Genomic DNA, 22758 nt, shown 5'->3' on the forward strand with positions numbered 1-22758 from the left:
TGTTTGGTGGTCACAAGAACCTTGTAATACAGAGGAGCATGAAAATGCGGCACTGCCCTTTATACGGGTAGTGCCGCATTCAGTTTGTAGACAAAAGGGGTTCGGAATTAAAAAATTCCGAACCCCTTTTGAAATTCCTTTGAAATTTTGACCAAAGGTTACGAGATTTGGGCTCTTCGAGCCACTATGTTAAGCCATTTTAGGACCTTGCCATGTCCAAGTGGCCATCTTCTTTAAATTCATGGCAGCGAAAGTAAGCATCGCCTGCATCGACAATTTCTTAAGTCCCCTTAAAGTAGTCCAACGCATACCATGCTTTTCTTTTGCATCTGCGAATACACGCTCAATCGTTTCTTTGCGTTTCGCATATATAGGTTTTACCTCTTGATGATGACGCAGATGATCTGCTTCTTCCACATATGCTTGCCAGATATGCCGTGTCACTACTTTTTGATGGTCTTTGCTTTCCGTACACCTTGATAAAAATGAGCATTTTGCACAAATTTGTTTTGGCGATTTGTACTCGCGATAGCCCTCTTTATTTGTTGTTGAGTACTTTAAAGTTTCTCCCGAAAGGCAAAGGTAACAATCAAAGTGTTCATCGTAAACATAGTCATGTTTACGAAAGAATCCTTCTTTTGTACGAGGACGTGTATAGGGTAAAGCAGGTGTGATTTCTTTGTTAAATAGGTAGCTTGTAATCGCTGGTGTTTTATAAGCTGCATCTGCGGCAACTGCTTCTGGTTTTCCAACTTTCTCAATTCACTTGCTCAACAAGTGGCTCCAAAATATGACTGTCATGTGTATTACCAGGTGTTACAATCGTTCCCAATACAAAACCGTTGCCGTCTGCGGCCGCATGGAATGAATAGGCAAACTGTTTTGTTCGTTCATCTTTCACATAGTAGCCACTCTCAGGATCCGTAGTACTTTCTTTAATTGCTTTGGTTTCTTCCTTATCAAATTTATCTGGTGGAAAAGGCTTCTTTCCATGGTTTTCACAATCTTGATTGATTTCTTCTTGAAGACGTCCTTGATACGCTCGTGTTTCTTTACGAACGATTTTCTTTTCAAATTTCCGTTTATTCGCACTGGCTTTCACATGTGGAGGAATCCACGAAAACGTGTTCTACACTTATTAACTTTTTATTAGCAGCTGTCATTAAAATGCGACAGAAAATCTGTTCAAACAGGTCTGTATCTTTAAAGCGTCGCTCATAATTTTTTCCGAACGTAGAGAAATGAGGTACTTTATCATGGAAACCATAGCCTAAGAACCAACGGTAAGCCATATTGGTTTCAACTTCTTCAATCGTTTTACGCATGGAACGAATACCGAAGGTATATTGAATGAAAGTCAGTTTAACTAAAATAACTGGATCAATACTTGGGCGTCCTACCTCTGAGTACATATCTTTCACCAAGTCATAAATGAAAGTGAAGTCAATGGAAGCCTCCATTTTACGAACCAAATGGTTCGGTGGCACCAGTTGATCTAAAGTAATCATTTCAAGTTGATCTCGCTGAATAGAATCATGTTTAGAAAGCATCCTCATCACCTCAAGTTTTAATCCTTCAATTTTAAAACAAAAATGACTCCAGTCAAAAGTGTTCTATCTAAAAGGTAAGACAAAGTTGATTGGAGCGGGTGTTCGAGACTCCTGCGGGAAAAGCGCGTCTAGGGGAGACCCCGCAGGCAAAGCCGAGGAGGCTCCCCGACCGCCCGCGGAAAGCGAGTGCCTGGAGTGGAAATCAACGTCTAAATTGTACAGGCCATAAAAATAGACAAACTCGATTTTCATCGAGTTTGTCTACAGTCTGAATGCGGCACTGCCCTTTATACGGGTAGGGCCGCATTTTTCATATTTCTTACTTTTGAACTTTAGGGGTAGCCCCCACTATCCATCCTCTCCATCGCTTCTGAAATGGCAAGTCACTGACAAGCACCTTATATAGAAGGAACTAGCATTGATAAAAAAGCTTGTAGACAAGCTGGGGTGGGCATATAACGCTTTAGAGACACTCTCCAAATCCCCTTTCATTTATTGTGTGCAACACAATAAAAGGCATCGTATATAGTACTGTCTGCGAAGTAATCCTCCTTTTACTCGAGGACGTAAATGGGACGGATGTCGGTATATCTAAAGGTTTGCCTACCCTGGCTACCTCTCCTTCACCAAATTATAAGGGTGAGCTAATGGTAGCCCTCCAATGCTCAGCTTTCAAGAGGGCGGGCGAGGAAGTGGAATGAAACGGTCTAAGTACAGATCCTCCAAAGTTATCAGCAATCTGAAGTCGACTTTCGTTTTCATTCAGAGCCAAAAGCAACCTTAAATGGTGCACACATATAAAAAAATGCAGGCCAACTCGATTTTATCAAGTTGGCCTGCATTTTGATTGAAAAACATCTATGGGAACAGCTATCACTTTATAAAACAATCATGAATATAATAGGCAATGTTGCAAGACTTAACGAAGTACTGATAAGTGTCGTACTTGAAACGAAATCTGACTCTGTATTGAATTGAAGCGCGTACATCGTCGTATTGGCGGCAGTCGGCATGGCAGCCATAATGATCATGATTTGTTTAACCATCTCATCTACAGGCAAGAAAAGAGTTAGCATATACGCTATTGCTGGTGAAATGGCAAGCTTGATAAGGAGCGACCAAGAGATCCTGGCTTTGGCCAATTGTTTTATTGAAATGTTGGCAAGCTGCATGCCCAGTACAATCATTACAGTAGGAATTGCGGCATCAGCCACTAAGTTGACGGCTTCTTGTACGGAATTGCTAAATGGGATATGCAGGAATTGAAAAAGGGCACCTAAAAGCCCGCCATATACGATGGGCATGCGTTGAACTGCCCGAAGAGCTGAGCGTATCCCATTACCATCCGGACTCCCTTTTGCGGCATAATACACGCCCACAGTACACATCACCACTTGTTGTATCACCATTAACACAATGGCAGATTTTAGACCAGTGGCACCGAAGAGTAATAGAACTACAGGGGTACCATAGTTTCCGTTGTTCATAAAGGACGAAGCCAAGATCATCCCACATGTTTCCGGAGTCGAATACCCGTGAAAATAAGAAATGACATACACAACGGCAATCAAGGAAAAACAAAGAGCAAATGTGTAAAAAGTAAGGTATAGGTAATCAATAGTGAATGGGGTAGTATAAAAAGTTCGAAATACAAGAATTGGCGACATTAAGTAAAGCGCCATTGTTGAGATTGTCTTTGTATCAAAACCGATTTTCTTTTGTCCAATAAACCCAATCGCAAAAATACCGAAAACCGGCAGGAGGATAGTTAAAAACTCCATTTTTGTCACCTTCATTACCTTTTGTTTTGTCATCTACTAAAGGAAAGACCTAGATCCTTCCCACTCTAGGTCCTTTTTTTCAATCATAAATTCAAGACGATGATACGTTCTTCCGTCATTTCTTCCATCGCATATTTTGGGCCTTCTTTTCCGTTCCCGCTTTTCTTCACGCCGCCATAAGGCATATGATCGACCCGGTATGCCGACGCATCATTAACGATAAGTCCTCCCACTTCTATTTCACGAGCCGCTTTCATGGCCAATTGTAAATCGTTCGTGAAGAGCCCCGCTTGCAATCCATAATCAGAATCGTTTACTTTAGCGATCACTTCGTCTATTTCTTCATATGTGGCAATCGATACAATTGGACCGAACACTTCTTGACGACAAACTTTCATGTCATCCTTTACATTCGTTAAAATGGTAGGCAAATAGAAGGCGCCGTCACGTTTACCACCAACCTCAATCCGGGCCCCTTGTTCCACCGCTTCCTTCACCCATGCCTCCACTCTCTCCGCTTCAGTAAGGCGAATCATCGGTCCAATATCTGTTTTTTCATCCATTGGGTTACCCACCACGAACTCTTCCGTTTTTTCTATTAACTTAGCAACAAAAGATTCATAGATATCTTGATGGACATAAATGCGTTGGACGGATATACAAACTTGTCCTGCATTATTAAAGCTTTTTTGTGAAACTAAAGTTGCCGCTCTTTCCAAATCCGAATCTTTATGAACGATGGTCGCTGAATTATTCCCTAATTCAAGAGACACTTTACGTAAGCCTGCCTTTGAACGGATTAATTCTCCCACTCGAGGGCTTCCGGTAAAAGTAAACATGTTAACATCTTGATTTTCCAGTAACCATTCACCGATTTTTGCACCATCTCCAGTCAGCACTTGAAGGCGTCCCTTTGGTAGCCCAGCCTCCTCCAATAAGGATGCCAGTTTAATGGCACAGATTGGAGTGACTTCAGCAGGTTTTAAGACTACACTATTACCGGACGCAAGTGCTGGACCGATTTTATGGCAGACCAGATTGATCGGTGCATTAAACGGAGTGATAGCTGCAATGACGCCAACAGGAACACGGATGGTGAAGGCCATGCGATTCTCTGAACCTTGAGCTGATTCAACAGGAACACCTTCTCCATGGATGCGCTTTGCTTCCTCTGCAGATATTTGTAAAGTTTGAGCTGAACGATCCACTTCTCCGCGTGATTCACGAATGGACTTTCCAACTTCAATCGCTAAGATCCTGGCAAATTCTTCGCGGCGCTCTAATAGCAATTGGGCCGCTTTCATTAATACCTCATATCGTTCATACGGTGAAAAATTCTGTTTTAACGCAGCTTTCGCACTCTTTACAGCTTTATCCACATGTTTTTTTGTCGCTACCGAGATTTCAGCAGCCGGTTCTTGTGTATATTTGTTTAATACCATCATTGTTTCTGACGTTTTCTCCCAATGACCCGCCACTAATAAACCATGTTGCTTAACTTGTGTTGAATTCGTCATTCTCTCCACTCCCCCGCTTTATTAAGATTCACCTAAAAAGGTCAATATCATAATGATATTTATCACTTCGATATTTCGTTATAGTAAACTCAAGTGGTTTATCATCGAATCCAAAGCTTAGCCTTGTCATTTCAAGCAAAGCTTCACCGCCGCGAATGCCCAATAAATCAGCTTCGTAAATCGTTGCGTTGATTGCACAGATTTTTTCTTTTGCCCGTTTTAACGAAATTCCATTTCCCTCTAAGATTTCATAAAATTTTGCACTATTCAGGTCATGTTTTTCATACATTTGTCCAATATGTTTGGGCCAGCATGAGCGTTCAATTGCAATAGGGACATCATCTGCGAAACGGATCCTCTCAATCACGAAAACTTCTTCTCCCTCTGCCAGTTGAAGCATTGATGTTTCGTAATATAAGTCTTGTGTGAAATTTGCACGCAGTAATTTTGAATTGGGGGTTAAACCTCTCTCGGTTACTTCTTCCGCTAATCCCTTCAGTCTTCCTAGACTCCCGCCGATAAGGGGTTGGGGCTTTACGATTGTTCCTCTTCCTTGCTTCTTCTCCAATAATCCGTCTTGGACAAGAATGGAAATCGCTTGCCTTAATGTAGTACGGCTAACATCGAATTCTTGCATCAACTCTTGTTCCGTTGGTATTAAAGCGTTTGCCTTCCATACTTTTTCCTGAATGCGCTTCACTAAAATGTCTTTCACCTGTAAATAAAGAGCCACATTTTTATTGGCATCTATCATATTTTTCATGTTGTCCAACTCCTTTAAGCCAGTCTTTACGATAAAGTATATATCATAAACCAGCCATTGCTATAAGGGGCGATCCGGTTTCTTTCAGACATATATTTCGGTTTCTATTTGAAGCATTCGTCCCAATTCAATTAGGTGTTCCGTTACATCTCCATAAACTAACGCGAAGTGGGGTTCGTAGCCTGCATGCATAAGTTTGTAAAGTGTGTCCGTTACATCTGTTTTTAATTCAACTTCCACTGAAGTCCCTGAAAAAGGCTGTTCTCCATCCAATGCATTTCCTTTCATTACCAAAAAACGATAGCCTTCAGGTGTATGGCTTACTCTAAAGATCGTTACTACGCCTGCTTTCAAACCAAAATCCATGGCAAACCCTATTTTACGATTTGGATGTACACCGACTGTTGCCCCTGTAGAAGGGTTTGCCAGTGAATACGCCCCGGCACCGCAATGCCAAAATACAACCGAATTTTTCTTTTCATCCACATGGACTAAATCGCCTAAGTACGGGGCATTGCCACCAGCTAATTCACGTAGAATATACATGGAAACCGATCCGTGAATATCGGATTCACAAGATGTTACCATTCCGTCTTCCGTGAACTGGGATAGCGTTGAGCATGGTGCTGCTCCCAATTCGTTAAAAAAGTCAGGCCAACAACGCATCGCTAATGCATCCAACTCTTGTTGCTGGATATGTTTTTTGATGTATGTTGAAAATTGTGCGAATTTTGTTACGGTTTCATCATTTCGGTTCAACCCAATGACCTGTCTCTCGGCACGTTCAATTTCACCGATCCATGCTTGCTCTGGAAGTTCCACGCATTGTACAAATGCCTCTTGCAAGTCAATCTTATGAAGTGTAACACCAAGTGCTGTTTGCAATTCTCCTTCATTTGCTTGTGAGAAGAAGAAACCAGGTGGATATTCACCTACAACACCAATTTTAAGTTCACTTAATGCCTTGAATACACGCATAACATTAAATTGCCTTAGTAAACGCTTTCTTAAATCTTCTTCATCCGGATTCCCAAATACAAATGCAAAAGGATGTTGATGATTACGCAGGACATTGCTGGTACTGTTCCCACCCGTTAATGAATTAAGACGCAAACGCCCCCCGACGCTTGGTTCGCGTACTGACCAAACGATCACAGGTTGCTTGAAATATTCCAAAACTTTGACCATGAACTCCCCATCTGCAAATGTAACACTTTGATATAAAACCGTGTCGACCTTCACATCCTTTATAGAATCTAAAAAATCTTGAAGATCCTCAACGGAAGTCACGGTTTGTTCTGGTGCTACAAGATGGCTGCAGCTTTCTTCCAACCAATCCATACTTTGCCTGCGATATATTTCAGCTGCTTCAATATCAAATGTTTTTCTACCTATGGGTAAATATAAAACGACCGTGTTAAGCATGTACGAACCCCCTATTTTCAATGGCGAAAAAATTCATTATAACCATTATAAGATACATACCTATCTTTATCAACAAAAAGATAAACATCTCACCGAAGAACAAAAAAAGGCTCTTGAGACACAAATGTCTCGAGAGCACGATTGCTAGATTTTTTCCATTAAGTATTGCAGGATTAAGAATTTTTGCTGTTGAAGGCATATTTCTTTCCCCAGTCACCCATACTTTCTAGTATGGGCATGAAACCTTTCCCTGCGTCTGCTAGCGAATATTCTACTTTTGGGGGCACTTCTGGATATACTTTCCTTATGACCATTTGATCTTTTTCCAATTCCCTTAATTGACTTGTCAATATTCCTTTTGAAATTCCGGGGACCAATCTTTGAAGCTCACCAAACCGTCTTGTCTCTTTCAAATGCCATAATATGATAATTTTCCATTTGCCTGCTATTACATTTTGAGCATGCGTGACAGGGCATACTTCTATCTGTTCGTTGGGAATTTCACCCTGAAATGATGTTCGAGCCATGCTAACTACCTCCTTTTCCTAATGGTCTTGTTTTTGTGACTATGTTATTTAAAAATCACTACTTACAAAGTAACGTCTAAAGTAATAATATATGACTATGCTTTATCAAACAATGCTTTTGGGAGGAACAAAGGATGAAAATTGGAATCATTGGAGCAAGCGGCAAGGTTGGACATCTTATTATGAAAGAAGCGAAAGATAGAGGAATGGACGTAACGGCAATCGTGAGAAATGCTTCAAAAATTACCGAAACGAACGTTACTGTACTTGAAAAAGATATTTTTGCGCTAACTGGATCAGATCTTACATCCTTTGATGTAGTGGTCAATACCTATAAGGCACCAGAAGGCGAGGAACATTTATATGTAGATGCTGGCAGAGTATTGATTAAAGCCCTTAATGAAGCCCCACAGACAAAACTGGTCGTCGTGGGCGGTGCCGGGAGCCTCTTTGTTGATGAAACCCATACAACAAGACTTATGGATACACCAGATTTCCCGGACTTTGTATATCCGACTGCATCCAATGCAGCGAAACAGCTTGAGGAGTTGCAGCAATCAAATTCCATTACATGGACGTATATCAGCCCTGCAGGTTTCTTCGATCCGGAAGGGAAAAGAACCGGCTCCTATCAGGCAGGAAAAGATCATGTCATTTTAAATGGTAAAGGGCAAAGCTACATTAGTTATGCTGACTATGCCATCGCCGTAGTGGATGAGATTGAAACTCCACAACATGTGAATGAACGATTCACCCTTGTTGGTGAAGCAGAATAAATGATCGGGCTTTGATTTTACAGATCGAGGCTACTTTATAAAATTTGGAAAGCGGGTATTGATTATGGCTAAAGTCCTTTATATTACAGCACATCCACTTGATCATACACAATCTTTTAGTTTGGCGGCGGGAAGCTCTTTTATTGAAGCCTATAAACAGAGTAACCCTAACGACGAAGTGGTTCATATCGACTTATATAAGGAGCATATTCCTGCACTAGATGCCGATATATTCAGTGGGTGGGGAAAACTTCAAACAGGCAAAGGATTTGAAGAACTTTCCGATCAGGAAAAAGAAAAAGTCAGCCGTCTTGGAGAGTTGAGTGAACAATTTGTATCCGCCGATAAGTATGTTTTCGTGACACCTATGTGGAATTTCTCTTTCCCTCCTGTAATGAAGGCGTATCTTGATTCCGTTGCAGTAGCCGGGAAGACATTCAAATATACGGCAACCGGACCAGTCGGTTTATTGACAGATAAAAAAGCCTTGCATATTCAAGCGCGTGGCGGCATTTATTCCGAAGGACCGTCAGCTGATCTGGAAATGGGACACCGTTATATTAAAAACCTACTTGTGGGATTCTTCGGTGTCCCTTCATTGGAAGGGATATTTATCGAAGGACACAATCAATATCCTGATCGTGCACAGGAAATTAAAGAAAAAGGGATTCAGGAAGCAAAAGATTTAGCTCAAAGATTTTAAAGGGATCGGTATTATTAAAAAAAGGTATCACTATCGCCACATTCCTTTAGTCGGTAAACTCCAAACAAAAATATGACAGTTTATTGTTCATTACTTAAACTGTCATATTTTTTTAATTTCGAAATGAAATTTTCATTACAGGCAAAGAGAAATGAAAATATACTAATGAAAGTGAAGGTTACCGAATGGCTTTAAAGGAGATTAACAAAGATAAATCCGTTTAAAGCATTCGAATCGTTTCCTTGAAAAAGACAAAGTCCTTCAGCATATGGAGGTATATCGCAAGTCGAAGCTTTGTGCAACTTGAAGATTAAGAAGGAATAGGGATTTGGCGGATAAAGGGACACCTGGAATGGAGTCCCTGAATTTCAACGAAACTCTTTATCAGAGCCTTCAAATTAAATACCTGTCAGCTTCGGAATATAGCTTCTAATCATTTTCAAGGTTAAGGATCATATGTTCAATATGGGACAATACGAACCTTTTGCTGAATACTATCATTACCTTCGCTACTCAATCATCGTATTTTTTTTATCACGCTTTACTCCAATCATGGACTGCACTTCCTTCTACATAACGTTCTGCGTCTAAAGCGGCCATGCATCCTGTTCCAGCAGCTGTAATGGCTTGACGGTACTTGCTATCTTGAACATCCCCACAAGCGAATACACCTGGAACGCTTGTTTGAGTGGAACCCGGTTTTACAATAATATACCCAGTTTCATCTGTATTCAACTGCCCTTTTAGGAAGCCAGTGCTAGGTAAATGGCCAATAGCAATGAAAATACCGTCTGTTTCTATTATCTCCTCTTCGCCAGTTCCATTGTCTTTTATCTTCAAGCCTGTTACTTCATTCTTGTTGTTCGCCATTATTTCAATTGGTGTTTTATTTAAACTCCACGTGATCTTTTTATTTTGCTGTGCTCGATTTTGCATGATTTTTGAAGCTCTTAGTTCATTTCTCCGGTGCACAATACGTACTTCCGAACCGAATTTTGCAAGAAAATGGGCTTCTTCCATCGCTGTATCTCCACCGCCTATAACAACTATCTTTTTATCCTTAAAGAAAAATCCGTCACAGGTGGCACATGTACTAACACCTCGACCAATATTCTCTTTTTCCCCAGGAATGTTTAAGAACTTAGCAGAAGCGCCTGTAGATATAATTAGAGATTGTGTTAAAATATCGCCTAATCCTTCTACACGTAATCTATATGGGGGCCCACTAAGGTCTAAACTATTCACCCATCCTGTCTTAAATTCGGCACCGAAGCGCTCAGCTTGTTTTCTCATGTTTTCCATGAGTTCGGGACCCATCACCCCCCCCCACAAAACCTGGATAATTATCCACTTCCCTAGTCATTGTCAGTTGGCCACCTGGTTGACTCCCCTCAATGATAAGGGGCTTCATATCGGCCCTAGCTAAATAAATGGCAGCTGTTAATCCCGCTGGACCCGTTCCTAAAATAACCACTCTTCGCATAATTTACACCTCTGCACCTTACTTTTATTGGAATTTATTTTCTTTTTAAAAAATGGGTAGAATTGAAACGTGAAAATGTAAAATTAATATGCTTTGCTATATAATCCTTTGATATGAGTTAAGTAACGAACATCACTAGCTCCTTTCATTAATGTTGCCGGCAAACCTTTTAATTGCGTTTTATTTCCACCGATTGTACCAACTGCATCTTTACGTCCAAGGCTTGCTAATGTGCCAGAGAATACAGGCATGAACGGTTCCATAGCACCACCGCGTATGGACCTAGCTAAGTTCACACCCACAACTTCACCCATTTGCCAAGCTAATTGAGCAGTTGGTGGATATGCCTTTCCGTCTGTACCCAATACGATAGCACTATCACCTGCAACGAATACATTTTGGTGAGATGTAGACTGTAAAAACTCGTTTACGAGTATGCGTCCCCGATTCACCTCCATACCGGATTTGGCTACTGCAGAGATCCCCTGGACTCCTCCAGCCCATATCATTGTTTTTGTCTCAATTTTTCTGCCGTCTTTAAGTTCAACGGATCTACCATCCATTTTTACAATTGGTATACCAGTAACGATTGTAACGCCACGTTTCGATAAACTTGAATAAGCGCGTTCAATTAATTCTGCAGGGAAGCCTTTAAGAATCGAAGGGCCAGCTTCTACACAGTAAAGAGAAATATCTTTAGGATCAATGCCGTATTTTAAGCATAAACTTGGTATTTTATCAGCATATTCTCCAACAAGTTCTATACCAGTCAAGCCCCCTCCGCCAACCACAATCGTACCGTCCGCTTTATTTTTTGTTTTGCTATAAGCAGCGATGCAACCTTCTACGTGGGCACGTAATCGATTTGCATCATTTACTGATTTAAGTACGAAACTGTGCTTTTCTAAACCAGGGATACCGAAGTAAGCTGTTTCGCTTCCTAGAGCAGTCACTAAATAGTCGTAACTTAATATTGCTCCGTCTTCAAGAGATACTTCACGGCGGTCTGGTCTAATTTCTTTTACCGACGCTATTTTTAAAACAACATTGTAGTCTTTAAGCAATTTATCAAGTGGGAGGGCAACTGCTTGTTCACTAAGGTCTCCTACGGCTAGACGGTGCAGTTCTGTAATGATTTGATGTGTAGCGAACCGATTCACTACTGTAATCCTTGCTTCATCCACGCTTAGGTGTTGACGGGCTGCCATGGCTGATAATAAACCACCGTACCCGGCGCCTAAAATTAAAATATGTTTTGACATATCCAATCCTCCGTCTACAATTATTTGTTTTCCTTTTTTTATATCCTTAAATACGCTATGCAAGGCGAAATTGTTTTTACGATACATGGTGGCTACGTTTCAATTAAAAGTTCATAACTTTTTTAGCTGTTTCGATTACATCTTTATAATTCGGTAACCAAATGTTTTCCGCCTCAGTAAATGCATATACAGTATCAGGTGCTGAGACACGTAATACTGGAGATTCTAAACTTAGGATTGCGCGCTCGTTTATTTCAGCGACCACATGAGCTCCAATACCAGCTTGTTTCTGAGCTTCTTGAACGACTATACAACGACCCGTCTTTTCAACGGATGCTATAATCGTATCCATATCCAACGGGCTAATCGTCCTTAAGTCGACAACTTCTGCTGATATCCCTTCTTTTGAGAGTTCATCGGCTGCTTTTATTGACTCGTGAACCATCGCACCGTAGGCAATGATCGATAGGTCTGTTCCTTCCCGTTTCACATCCGCTTTACCAATTTCTATCGTATACTCTTCTTCCGGAACCTCTTGACGGAAAGAACGATACAATTTCATATGCTCTAAAAATACAACTGGATCGTTATCACGAATCGCCGAAATCAACAGGCCCTTCGCGTCATATGGGGTTGATGGTATAACGACTTTTAATCCAGGCTGTTGAGCAAGGAGCCCTTCTAAACTATCAGAATGAAACTCGGGTGTATGAACTCCCCCACCAAAAGGTGCACGAATGGTGACTGGGGCCGTCCAACGACCGCCATACCGATATCGCATGCGGGCAAGCTGTCCATTTAGGGAATCCATCGCTTCGTATACGAAACCGAAGAATTGGATCTCAATGACAGGTCGAAAACCAGTTAGACCCAAACCTATCGCAAGGCCGCCTATACCTGATTCTGCAAGAGGTGTATCGAAAACTCGCTCTTCCCCAAATTCATTTTGTAAGCCTTCAGTTGCGCGGAATACTCCCCCATTGACACCAACATCTTCACCAAAAACTAAAACATTTTCATTATTCTTTAACTCTGTACGGATTGCATCGGTGATTGCTTTAATCATCGTTATTTGAGCCATGGTCTATTTCGACTCCTTTTCTTTATAAATTTCATATTGTTCTTGTAGATTACCTGGCATTTTTTCGTACATATTCTTGATCAAATCAGTAACTTTTTGTTTTGGGTATTGGTCGGCTTTTTGTATTGCAGCTTTTATATCTTCTTTTGCTTGTTCGATTACCTTTTTTTCTTCTTCTTCATTCCAAAGGTCTTTTGCTTCTAAGAATTTACGGAAGCGTACTAAAGGATCTACCTCGTGCCATTCATTATCTATTTCTTTTGTACGGTAACGTGTCGGATCATCGCCGGACATGGTATGTGGTCCATAACGGTATGTTAACGTTTCAATGAGAGTAGGGCCCTCACCCTTAATTGCCCGTTCTCGTGCATCCCGAACTGCTGCATACACCGCAAGTGGATCCATACCATCAACTTGAACACCTGCTATACCAACTGCTACCGCTTTTTGTGCAATAGTAGCTGCGGCAGATTGCTTTTCAACTGGAGTCGAAATCGCATAACGGTTGTTTTGAACAACGAAAATCGCTGGTGCTTTGAACGCACCTGCAAAGTTCATTCCTTCATAAAAATCGCCCTGTGATGCACCACCATCACCGGTATAAGCAATTGCGACTGAATTTTTCCCGCGTTTCTTGAAACCTAAAGCTACACCGGTAGCTTGAATATACTGAGCACCAATAATAATTTGTGGCGCTAAGCAGTTAACACCTTCGGGCATTTGATTTCCATGGTAATGTCCACGAGAGAATAAAAATGCTTGATATAACGGTAAACCATGCCAAATAATCTGTGGAACATCACGATATCCGGGTAAAATGAAATCTTCTTTTTCTAGAGCAAATTGAGAAGCTATCTGTGAAGCCTCTTGACCAGCTGTTGGTGCATAGAAACCTAATCGGCCTTGACGGTTTAAAGAGATTGAACGTTCATCTAAAATACGTGTGTACACCATTCGCCTCATCAGTTCTTTTAATTGCTCTACAGTAAGATCTGGCATAGCATCTTCATTGATGACTATACCTTCTTCATTAAGGATCCTAAATGTTTCAAATTGCAGCGCAATCTCATCAAATTGCTTTTTCGCATTTACAACGGTATTTACTGATTCAGTCTTCATTTTCTTCCCTTCCTTTTCTTTATTAATTCGTGCTACACCGCATACATTACAGATACCTATTATCTGTAATTATACGTAAAAAAACTCATTTAAGTCAGTACAGCTAATTTTAAGGCTCCCATAGTACAGGAACTCAGTAAAACGTGAACAAGACCCCCTATCTATGTTCCAGGGCTTTTCGGAACCAATCTACTCCCTCTGAATGTCTGTCCTTCAATTTCAATTTTAAAGTATCATTAAGCTCTAAGATGGTTTTGCTCTTGAGATAAACCTTCATCTTCTCCTCAGCTTCTAACATAATGACATTAATTGTACAGGGTCCACAATGAATGGGGTCTTGAACTTCTTGTCCTTCAGACAAGATGCACTTTTGCCTGATGTTTGCGCACTGAAAAAAAGGCTGCTCTCCTTCGATGGCTTCTATAACATCCCAAAAATCAATCTTACTTGGGTGTTTAGCTAATTCGTACCCACCTTTAACGCCAGGCATGGAACGTACGATGCCCGACTTCTTTAATTTAGTGAAAATTTTTGATAAATACGTTTCAGAAACCCCTTGAAATGTTGCTAGTTCCTTAACGCCGACGGACTTTCCTGTAGGTAAATCCACAAAATAAGATAGACAATGCAGAGCGTATTCGACTCCTTTGCTGAATTGCATGTAAATAACCTCCGACTAAAAAAATTAGGGTCTAAAATCAATTTTCATTGTCCTAGTTTGGATACTATCAAGAAAAGAAAAAGTTTAACCGATGTTTTGGTTATATCCCTAATTTTCACAACTGAATTTCTTAATCTGTTCAGTTTTGTCACATAGGATTAGAACCATTCGTGATTTTCCGTTCAGATATGAAACATATATCAGACAGATTGTTCTTTATATCTATAATGGTAATGCATTACTGATGCCAGACCCTGTACCTATACAAGCTTTTGGCTATGTGTTGCTTATATATTCAGGAAACTGTTCAAAAATTAAAAGTCCCATAGAAGCCATGTCTTTACAGTTTCCCATTTACATTGTAGTTTTAACCGTATGCTTTAACGGTTTTCGGTAATTCATGGTGTGTAGGTCTGTAGTACGCTGATACAAGGCTAGTTCCAGCCTTTCAAAACGAGTAGTAAGCGTTTTTTTATTGAAGCGATATTTTATAAAGTGGAAATAATGTCTTGAATGTATCACCAACTAATGAAATGAACTTATCACCATCCTTCAAGATTGGATCATTAGATTGAACATGGCGACCAACAAGGAACTCTGCCTTTTTCACGTCTCGAAAGCGCTCTAACGATTTTTCCAATCCTTCTTCACCTAGATTGAAAATTGATTCGGATTCTTTTTTCATATGGTCAATTGATAGGACATAATCACTCGGAATCAGCTCGCGAATACTATCAATTTCCTTGAGAAAATTACTCGCAATTTCCTTCTTGTTAGGTAATTCGTAAATGAATGCAAGCCATATGAAAACATGGTCATCGAATAAGCCTACTTGAAAATGCGGAAGCATTTTATATCCTTGTTTGTTTGCTGATATCGCTAGCCAAGTGTCTTTCGGAGCATTAACCGTTCGTCGTGCGTGTTTTGCAATATGCAAAAACATTTCATTTCCAGCCAATATTGACAATTCATCCTTCAGTGTGTCGCCCATCGCTTGAAACTTCGGCCGAATACGATCTTTTATTGCTTCCATTCTAGTTTCGAGTCCTTCTATTGTAAACGTGTCAAAATCAGTTTGATCAAATCCATTGAAATGCATGTACCATACACTCCTTTGCTATATATATTTTTGGCAACATCTTTTCTATTTTTTTGGCTAAATCCGTTCTTTCATTAATTGCCAGTAAGATGTTATCAAAAACATCGTTTCAAGTTACCTTTTCAAACTCTTGGGTTTAAACGGATGAGAAAAATTTATTCATCTCCTTGAGTAGACAATTCAATTGCTCCATATTTATATAGGACTGGATCATACCCCAAAGAGCGTAATACATCATATTTTCAGATTTTTTAATCACATTGAATATGGCAGCTGACCCTCCTGCCGAACTTATCTTAAAATGACGACCAATGCCGGTTTCAATGAATGAGTCATCTTTTTGCCAAGTCCCTTCTCTTCATTATTAGAAATCGGAGGCAACCTTTACTACCATGTCCAAACCATCTTCTATGATTCCTTGTGAAAGACCAGGATATTGTGTATGACCTTCAATCACGACCGTTTCAAGTTCAGTAATGCCGAGGTAATGAAGCCAATTAGTTACAAAATTAACGGCCATCTCCTTTGATGCCATATGTTCAGAAGAGTAATCCGAACCACGAGCACATAAAATAGCAACTTTTTTGTTACTAACTTGAGTTTTTCTTGCTTGGGAAAGGTAAGAAATATAGGTTATTAATGGAGCAGGAACTGTGTAATACCATAATGGAAAAGCGAAAACTACCTTTTCTGCATCCAAGAACTGCTTTAAGTAGTGTTCAACAATATCTGTAGCTTTTGCCTCTTCCGCTGTTAACTCTAACCCTTTGCTCCGCTTGAATCCTCCTGTAATAGCTGCATTCCCATAATACGGAAGGTTAATATTGAATAAATCTAATTCAACAATCTCTTCATTTCTTGTCGTTTCTTTAAACGTGTTTAAAAATTTATTATACATTTGCACACTAATTGCTTGATCCTCAGGACGATCGTTAATTTTTACAAATAAAATTTTTGACATTGTTTTTTCCCTCATTTGTTTTTTATTTTCCCAGCAACTGAACCAGTATGGGTTTTATATCGTCGTTGGTGGTGGTCTTCCACTCTTGATAAATTCTTAAATACTATCAAAATGATATTAGATATCTACATTATCTATAATTGATGATAAAAAAACGTTCCCCTATACGCTTAATTGAATGTTGATTTCTTTCACTCTCCTCATTTCCTTCCTATTCTTCAAATTCATTTATGATTTACAATTAGAGATATCATATATCTGTATTATATATTATTATTGATTCATGTCAATGAAGATGCACAAACTACAGATTTTGGTAAAAATTCAACTTTGTTCCTTTAAACAGCCATTATCAGCTAAATCTAGATAGACCACCGATTAACATTGAATTTCAAGGCTGCGGCTATTTTTCTTCGTCCGTTCCCCACCATTTATCCTTGATCGTTTTGGACAAGTTTCCTTTACTTGTTAACCTTCGCTCCAACCAAACCAACAGCAGTTATCGAAAATTTGTTTGGCATGTTAAAGTCCAAATGCTTTTTCTCCAAGATTTTGAAAGTATGGATCACTTTGAAAAGGAATTAGATGATTATATTCATTTCTATAGCCACGAACGTATGAAGGAAATATTAAAAGACCTGAGTCCGATAGAAAACCGATCTCAGGTCTTAGAAGCTGCTTAAACTATAGGTCTAACATTATTGGGTCAGATCATTTTTCGGTGACTTTTTAAACCACCAAGCGCGCCAACCCTCACTTAATGAACCTTTTGTATTTTCTCATGTAATTCCACGATTTCCATCGCTAAATCTTTTGTTGTCATGGAAGTCATCAGGTGATCTTGAGCATGAATCAGCAGCATTGGTATGTCGAAATTTTCACCATTCACTTCCGCTTGGATCAAGGCGGTTTGGATTTTATGTGCCGCCACAAACTCTTGCTCCGCTTCTTTCAGCTTTTCTTGTGCATTGCTGGATTTGCCTTGCTTTTGCAAGGAGATGGCTTCCATTGCGCAGCTTCGGGCATTCCCGCTATGGAGGATCAATTGAAAAGATAGTTCAGATAACGCCTCTTTCGTTTTCGCCATATTAGCACCCTCTCATCTCTTCAAAGTGAATTATTTGGATATTAATTGAATGGCTGTTTTCAGCACTTCCTTGCCATTGCATGATCCGTAGTGCATCGGATTTATCGTATCTACCGGCACGCCCTTTTCATCTCCGATTTTCCTAATATCATTAAGTAAGTAACGAACCTGCGGCCCTAACAAAATCACGTCCACATCGTTAATATGATTTCTCACTTCCGTAGTGGCTACTGCCTGGATTTTCGCATTCACTCCTTCTTCCGATGCCGCTTTCTCCATTTTATTAACCAATAGACTTGTAGACATTCCTGCAGAACAGCATAATAGTATATTCATTACATTTTCCTCCTCATAATTCCCTTGTTTTATTTGTTTCCTGTCAAACTTTGCTCCAGCTTAGTTAATCAATCTGAATGAGCTCCATGGTTTAATATAATCCAATAAAAAACGTTCTTCCTCCACTACTTGTGCAACAAGGTTTTTCCGTTCATCCAAGGGCATGTCCCGTAAAATGACTTGAAGCTCTCCTTTATATTTTCCAAAGGAATCATTGCCGATGAAAACGCCCCCTTTTTGCTGTGGAACACTTTTCCGAATCGGAAAATTTTCCTTTCCGTATTTTTTCCTTACTTCAACTGATCGGACCATATATTCACTGATATCACCACGGCGAATATGTATTTCCTCCAAGGCGACTTGATGCTCGATGGGGGATGCATCCGAATGGAGCTCCACTTTCAACTCGATCATGTCCCGCTTTAAAGTTCCCAGCATTTTCAATTCCGCTTCACTGGCATAAGCGTTTCCAATAATCACATCATCAATTAAGTTTGTGGCCCATAAATGCTTGGCTTGCACATCAATGGAAAGTTCACGATGCTGTTCCAATGTGCACAATCCATCGTTGATGTTCCACGGCCCTATGTCACCCGTTTGTGAAGTAACAAATGCCGCTGTCCGGATGCCATGTTCTTTAAATCGCTTGCTGCAGGAGATGAAGAACTCATAAGGCAGACCCGTGAATTTTTGCGGATAAAAATTATGGCACCCAATCACTTGATCCTTATTTGCTTGATGCGTCAAAATATTCGTTAAATATTCGACATCATTGCTCATATTCAATTCAATTTTCAATCCATAAGGATTAAACGTCATTTTAGCTTCCTTCAAGCCATCAAAGCCCAAATCGAGACGAACCCCGTCCGCTCCCATTTCTGCGAAAAATCCTAAATCATCATAACTTATATTAAACTTGGCAAAAACAGCCGGCGCAACATCAAGGATGACTTCCATATCCAGCGTTTTCGCATAAGAAATGATATCTTTATATTCTTCCATGACGACTTCATAAGGTTTTGAAACCGATAATAAGCACGTGAATATCCGTTCAAACCCATAGTGATGGGCCAATTTTATATATTGCTTGTCGAGATCCGGTGTAGAGTGTTCCGGATAAATCGATATTCCCAATCTTCTCATAGCTTCATTCACTCCCTATTTTCTTTCCATTGAACCCGCCTTGCCTGTAACCTCATTAAATAGTCACGGTAGCGGGAGGATACCATTACAGAACAAATAATCGTTGGCATGATGACAATCAAATAATAAGTTGACCCTAATGCGCTAAACAAAATGATGGAAATGCTAATGATTAAAATGGTAAAGCCGACTGATTTCCAAGGTGTTATCCATTCAGCTAGCTTCGTTCGCGAAAATAGGATTTGGGCACCGACAAAGGCTAGCACTGCGCCTATAATTTCAAGCATATTTAATGCCTGCCTTTTTTTCTTCCGGTCCATCTTCGATTTTATTTTCATCACGCAGGTGCTGCTTTTCGAACATCTTGAAAAACGGAAAATAAATCATTAATGAAATGAAGAAATTCAATATAACTAGAACCCCAGCCATGATGGTCCAATCCGTGCTGATTACAGCGGCAATCGGGCCGAAGACCGTAAACGGAAGCTTGGCCATGATCATGGGAATCAATCCTAATTGAAAGAACGTGTAAGAAACGACGACATTCACCAAAGGAGCAACAATGAACGGGACCATCAATATCGGATTCATGACGATAGGTGCTCCAAAGATGACAGGTTCGTTAATATTAAAAATCCCCGGAACAAAAGATAGTTTACCCAGCTCTTTCAAATACTTCGATTTTGAAAATAAGAATAGTACTACAAGCGATAAAGTCGATCCTGCCCCGCCAATCCAAACGAACCATTGAATGAATTGTTCGGTAAATAAATTGGGCAGATTCGCCGCATTACCGGTTCTTGCAAACGCATCCATATTTTCGAGTATCGCCGAATCCCACATTGGCCGTATGATCGGTCCCAATATGGCCGGCCCATGAATACCAAGCGACCAAAAGAAAACGATGAGGAAGACGGTAAGCAGACCACCTATTAAACTATTACCGACCAAAAGATCTTTGAGAGGAGACACCAATGTCGTGATGATCGAATTAATATCAAACCCTAAACCATAACGAATGCCCCAGAAAAGAAGGACCACGACCAATGTTGGAATCAGGGCTGCAAACGAGTTGGACACCATTGGCGGGACACTTTCCGGTAATTTGATTTTGATGTCCCGTTTTATGAGAAAATGAAAAATTTCAACGGAAATCAATGAGGTGACGATCGCTCCGAACAAAGAAGCTGCACTTAAAGCGCTAATAGGTAACCATCGCCCCGCATCAATCACCCCTGGAACAGTTTCCATGACTTGGGTAGGCACCACACATGTAATCAAAAAAGCTAAGACTGATAGAAAGCCTGCACTGAGCTGATCTAATTTATAATGACCAGCAAGAGCCGAACCCACCCCAAATGCAGCATAAAGTGCCATCGCCCCAACTGTAAATCGGAAAGGTACATCCAATGCAGCTCGGTAAGGAGCGATCCATTCATCATACCCATCAATTGGGAAATTCAATAAAATAACAAAAAACGAACCGATAATCGTTAAAGGAAGTGTTGCAAGGACACCGTGCCGGATTGCTAGCAGATGTCTTTGTGATCCAATTTTATTTGCCACTGGAAGCACCTTCGACTCGAGTACATTCATAAAACTATTCAATAATCTTTCCCCCTTTATGTAAAAAGACTGAAAAAACACATTATTCAATAATTAAACATTATAACGTTATACTTATTATGTCAATCCTTTTTTATATGGAGATCATGGGATTCTAAATCAAACGAAGGGTGTCATTATCAAGCCTTTTTTAAGCAGGTAAGGATGGGAGGTGGTGGCGAACAATAGATAGAAAAGAATGAATAACGCATGAAAAAAGCAGGGAATTGTTTAAATAAAAAAGGAAGCATATCCCCCTCAAGGTCTAGTGCTTCCTTCATTTTGATACTCAATCAGTTTGTTCCGGCCATGTTCAAAAAGGCGTTCGTCATTCTTCCAAGTCCCACTGCGGATTCCAGACCACCTCCCAAAGATGGCCATCAGGGTCTTTAAAGTGACCGGAATATCCTCCCCAAAACGTATCGTGTGCCGGATCGGTTATTTCGGCTCCCGCTTTATATGCTTGCAGCAATACACGATCAACTTCTTCCTTGCTTCCTACATTATGGCCAATCGTGAATTCAGTGGAGCTTGCCTGCGACAATGGAACCTTAGCCTCATGGGCTATATCGCTTCGCTTCCAAATGGCAAGTTTTAGGCCTGCTTGCAAGTCGAAAAAGGCAACGGCGCCGTGCTCGAATTCCTTCCCTATAATCCCTTCCGTTTGAAAGCCCATTCCATCTTGATAGAATGCCAGCGATTTTTCCAAATCATCCACGCCTAACGTAAGCACAGTAATACGCGGTTTCAACATATTTCCCCCCTTTTTGAATCTCCCCATGGTAACCACTACAATCGCACCTCCTTCTTTTTTTGTCAAACCAATCTAATTTCCTGTATAGTGAAAGGATTAGCCAGGATTGAACAATTACTGCCTAATCTGAAATGAAACAGAAAGGAATTTTGATTACCCATGATATCATTTATCCTTACCCTAAAACGTTTTTTAAAAGCGCTATGGTCCGCTTTTAAAATGAAGAATTTCCAAGTTCTTTTCGCCTTGGTCCTGGTCATGTTACTTTCCGGAACCATTTTCTATGTTAAGCAGGAAGGGCTGACCGTAATTGACTCTCTTTATTTTTGTGTTGTCACTCTAAGTACCGTTGGCCACCCCGGTTTTGAACCGCAGACGACGTTCGGAAAAGTGTTCACGATGATTTATATTGTCGGCGGCACTGGGTTATTCATGGGCTTGATTGGTTATCTTGCCTACGCCATCATAAAGAAGCGGGAAAGCGAGAACAAAGAAAGCAGGAAGTGAAGATATGAGGAATGCTCAATCTGAAAGGCATTCCTTTTTGTTCATCAACATTCATTATTTATGTATAACAATCGGTTCGTTTTTTTCTGTTGGCACTCCCTATTTTCATCCATTTCACGGCAATTTTTACGGTACCTGCCCATTTCAACCGCTTCGCTGAATTCCTTTAATAAAAAAGCACCCAGGTATGGGCGCTCCATTACATCCTTATTCATCTGTCCCAGAAGGGTCTGCATCTATTATTATTGTTCGGGTTACTGCCACAATTAACGTTTTCTTCAACCGTTTCATAAACGTCTCTCTCATATACAGGATAGTAATGCTCATTTCTAACCACAGTCCTATTAACATTAATCACTTCCGTTGGATGAATATGCTTCACGACACGCCGATTTGTTCTCGTATTCACCACGGTCCTTGTAGGATCTGTAATCACTTCTTCCCTTTGTTCACGACATCTTCTACAATTACAACTCATAAAAACACCACCTTTTTTTTACTTCTTTGTAGCTTATGATATTAGGTGGAAACTTGTACTAAGCAATAACACTATTTTTTGAATGCAAAAAATCCCCCTCTAACAATTTAGAGAGGGAGTATCTGCCATTACATGTATAT

22 protein-coding genes and 2 pseudogenes are annotated in these 22758 nt (G+C 40.3%); 4 read left to right on the plus strand and 20 right to left on the minus strand.

All coding sequences use genetic code 11. From position 1 onward, the window contains the following. Positions 1–189 precede the first annotated feature (189 nt). The 6 genes and pseudogenes from AS888_RS08645 to AS888_RS08675 form a co-directional block, all read right to left on the minus strand. Positions 190–1550: pseudogene (locus tag AS888_RS08645) on the minus strand (IS1182 family transposase). A gap of 878 nt (positions 1551–2428) precedes the next feature. Continuing rightward, positions 2429–3331, minus strand: a complete 903-nt coding sequence (locus AS888_RS08650; RefSeq protein WP_061141850.1) for an AEC family transporter — start codon at positions 3329–3331, stop codon at positions 2429–2431. Between the two features lie 83 nt (positions 3332–3414). Beyond that, positions 3415–4848: an aldehyde dehydrogenase family protein gene (locus tag AS888_RS08655; protein ID WP_061141727.1), complete on the minus strand. Its 1434-nt coding sequence runs from the start codon at positions 4846–4848 to the stop codon at positions 3415–3417. 28 nt (positions 4849–4876) lie between these two features. Beyond that, positions 4877–5611: a GntR family transcriptional regulator gene (locus AS888_RS08660; RefSeq protein ID WP_061141728.1), complete on the minus strand. Its 735-nt coding sequence runs from the start codon at positions 5609–5611 to the stop codon at positions 4877–4879. An 84-nt stretch (positions 5612–5695) separates the two neighbouring features. Further along, positions 5696–7036 (minus strand): sulfoquinovose isomerase, encoded by a 1341-nt coding sequence (sftI, locus tag AS888_RS08665; protein WP_061141729.1) that lies wholly within the window; start codon positions 7034–7036, stop codon positions 5696–5698. 173 nt (positions 7037–7209) lie between these two features. Beyond that, a complete protein-coding gene (locus AS888_RS08675) occupies positions 7210–7563 on the minus strand; it encodes a winged helix-turn-helix transcriptional regulator (protein ID WP_061141731.1) in 354 nt (117 codons plus the stop codon). A 134-nt stretch (positions 7564–7697) separates the two neighbouring features. On the opposite strand from AS888_RS08675, the gene AS888_RS08680 reads away from it, so the two are divergent. Both AS888_RS08680 and AS888_RS08685 read left to right on the plus strand, forming a co-directional pair. Beyond that, positions 7698–8339: an NAD(P)-dependent oxidoreductase gene (locus tag AS888_RS08680; RefSeq protein WP_061141732.1), complete on the plus strand. Its 642-nt coding sequence runs from the start codon at positions 7698–7700 to the stop codon at positions 8337–8339. 64 nt (positions 8340–8403) lie between these two features. Continuing rightward, positions 8404–9042, plus strand: coding sequence for an FMN-dependent NADH-azoreductase (locus tag AS888_RS08685; RefSeq protein WP_061141733.1), 639 nt, complete (start codon positions 8404–8406; stop codon positions 9040–9042). Between the two features lie 534 nt (positions 9043–9576). Here the strand turns inward: AS888_RS08685 and trxB are convergent. The 7 genes and pseudogenes from trxB to AS888_RS08720 form a co-directional block, all read right to left on the minus strand. Further along, positions 9577–10525 (minus strand): annotated as a pseudogene (trxB, locus tag AS888_RS08690) (thioredoxin-disulfide reductase). Between the two features lie 83 nt (positions 10526–10608). Continuing rightward, positions 10609–11787 (minus strand): NAD(P)/FAD-dependent oxidoreductase, encoded by a 1179-nt coding sequence (locus tag AS888_RS08695; protein ID WP_061141734.1) that lies wholly within the window; start codon positions 11785–11787, stop codon positions 10609–10611. 103 nt (positions 11788–11890) lie between these two features. Then, a complete protein-coding gene (locus tag AS888_RS08700; RefSeq protein ID WP_061141735.1) occupies positions 11891–12868 on the minus strand; it encodes an alpha-ketoacid dehydrogenase subunit beta in 978 nt (325 codons plus the stop codon). A gap of 3 nt (positions 12869–12871) precedes the next feature. Beyond that, a complete protein-coding gene (gene pdhA, locus AS888_RS08705) occupies positions 12872–13987 on the minus strand; it encodes a pyruvate dehydrogenase (acetyl-transferring) E1 component subunit alpha (RefSeq protein ID WP_061141736.1) in 1116 nt (371 codons plus the stop codon). Positions 13988–14144: 157 nt separating this feature from the next. After that, complete coding sequence (locus AS888_RS08710) at positions 14145–14648, minus strand: RrF2 family transcriptional regulator (RefSeq protein WP_061141737.1); 504 nt, start codon at positions 14646–14648, stop codon at positions 14145–14147. 472 nt (positions 14649–15120) lie between these two features. Further along, entirely contained in the window at positions 15121–15747 is a 627-nt protein-coding gene (locus AS888_RS08715) for a YktB family protein (RefSeq protein ID WP_061141738.1), read from the minus strand. Positions 15748–16111: 364 nt separating this feature from the next. Continuing rightward, entirely contained in the window at positions 16112–16708 is a 597-nt protein-coding gene (locus AS888_RS08720; protein WP_081092352.1) for an FMN-dependent NADH-azoreductase, read from the minus strand. 446 nt (positions 16709–17154) lie between these two features. Here AS888_RS08720 and AS888_RS27135 point away from each other — a divergent pair, with 446 nt between their 5' ends. Continuing rightward, complete coding sequence (locus AS888_RS27135; RefSeq protein WP_397251313.1) at positions 17155–17391, plus strand: IS3 family transposase; 237 nt, start codon at positions 17155–17157, stop codon at positions 17389–17391. Positions 17392–17465: 74 nt separating this feature from the next. On the opposite strand, the gene AS888_RS08725 is transcribed toward AS888_RS27135, so the two are convergent. The 6 genes from AS888_RS08725 to AS888_RS08750 all read right to left on the minus strand — a co-directional run bounded on the left by AS888_RS08725 (position 17466) and on the right by AS888_RS08750 (position 21630). Beyond that, complete coding sequence (locus AS888_RS08725) at positions 17466–17795, minus strand: PTS sugar transporter subunit IIA (RefSeq protein ID WP_061141740.1); 330 nt, start codon at positions 17793–17795, stop codon at positions 17466–17468. A gap of 30 nt (positions 17796–17825) precedes the next feature. Further along, positions 17826–18164: a PTS sugar transporter subunit IIB gene (locus AS888_RS08730; RefSeq protein WP_260320170.1), complete on the minus strand. Its 339-nt coding sequence runs from the start codon at positions 18162–18164 to the stop codon at positions 17826–17828. A gap of 27 nt (positions 18165–18191) precedes the next feature. Continuing rightward, a complete protein-coding gene (locus AS888_RS08735) occupies positions 18192–19274 on the minus strand; it encodes a DUF871 domain-containing protein (RefSeq protein ID WP_061141742.1) in 1083 nt (360 codons plus the stop codon). 8 nt (positions 19275–19282) lie between these two features. Next, a complete protein-coding gene (locus AS888_RS08740; protein ID WP_061141743.1) occupies positions 19283–19561 on the minus strand; it encodes a hypothetical protein in 279 nt (92 codons plus the stop codon). Then, positions 19554–20882: a PTS sugar transporter subunit IIC gene (locus tag AS888_RS08745; protein WP_061141744.1), complete on the minus strand. Its 1329-nt coding sequence runs from the start codon at positions 20880–20882 to the stop codon at positions 19554–19556. The genes AS888_RS08740 and AS888_RS08745 overlap by 8 nt, the downstream gene beginning before the upstream one ends. 325 nt (positions 20883–21207) lie before the next feature. Next, on the minus strand, positions 21208–21630 hold the full coding sequence (locus tag AS888_RS08750) for a VOC family protein (RefSeq protein ID WP_061141851.1): 423 nt from the start codon (positions 21628–21630) through the stop codon (positions 21208–21210). 162 nt (positions 21631–21792) lie between these two features. On the opposite strand from AS888_RS08750, the gene AS888_RS08755 reads away from it, so the two are divergent. After that, positions 21793–22140: a potassium channel family protein gene (locus AS888_RS08755; protein ID WP_061141745.1), complete on the plus strand. Its 348-nt coding sequence runs from the start codon at positions 21793–21795 to the stop codon at positions 22138–22140. A 211-nt stretch (positions 22141–22351) separates the two neighbouring features. Here the strand turns inward: AS888_RS08755 and AS888_RS24995 are convergent, their stop codons facing one another. Next, the gene (locus AS888_RS24995) at positions 22352–22618 is read right to left on the minus strand and encodes a CotD family spore coat protein (protein WP_081092354.1); all 267 of its coding nucleotides are present in this window, start codon (positions 22616–22618) and stop codon (positions 22352–22354) included. Positions 22619–22758 lie beyond the last annotated feature (140 nt).

It is taken from the genome of Peribacillus simplex, assembly GCF_001542915.1.
GTDB lineage: Bacteria > Bacillota > Bacilli > Bacillales > DSM-1321 > Peribacillus > Peribacillus simplex_B.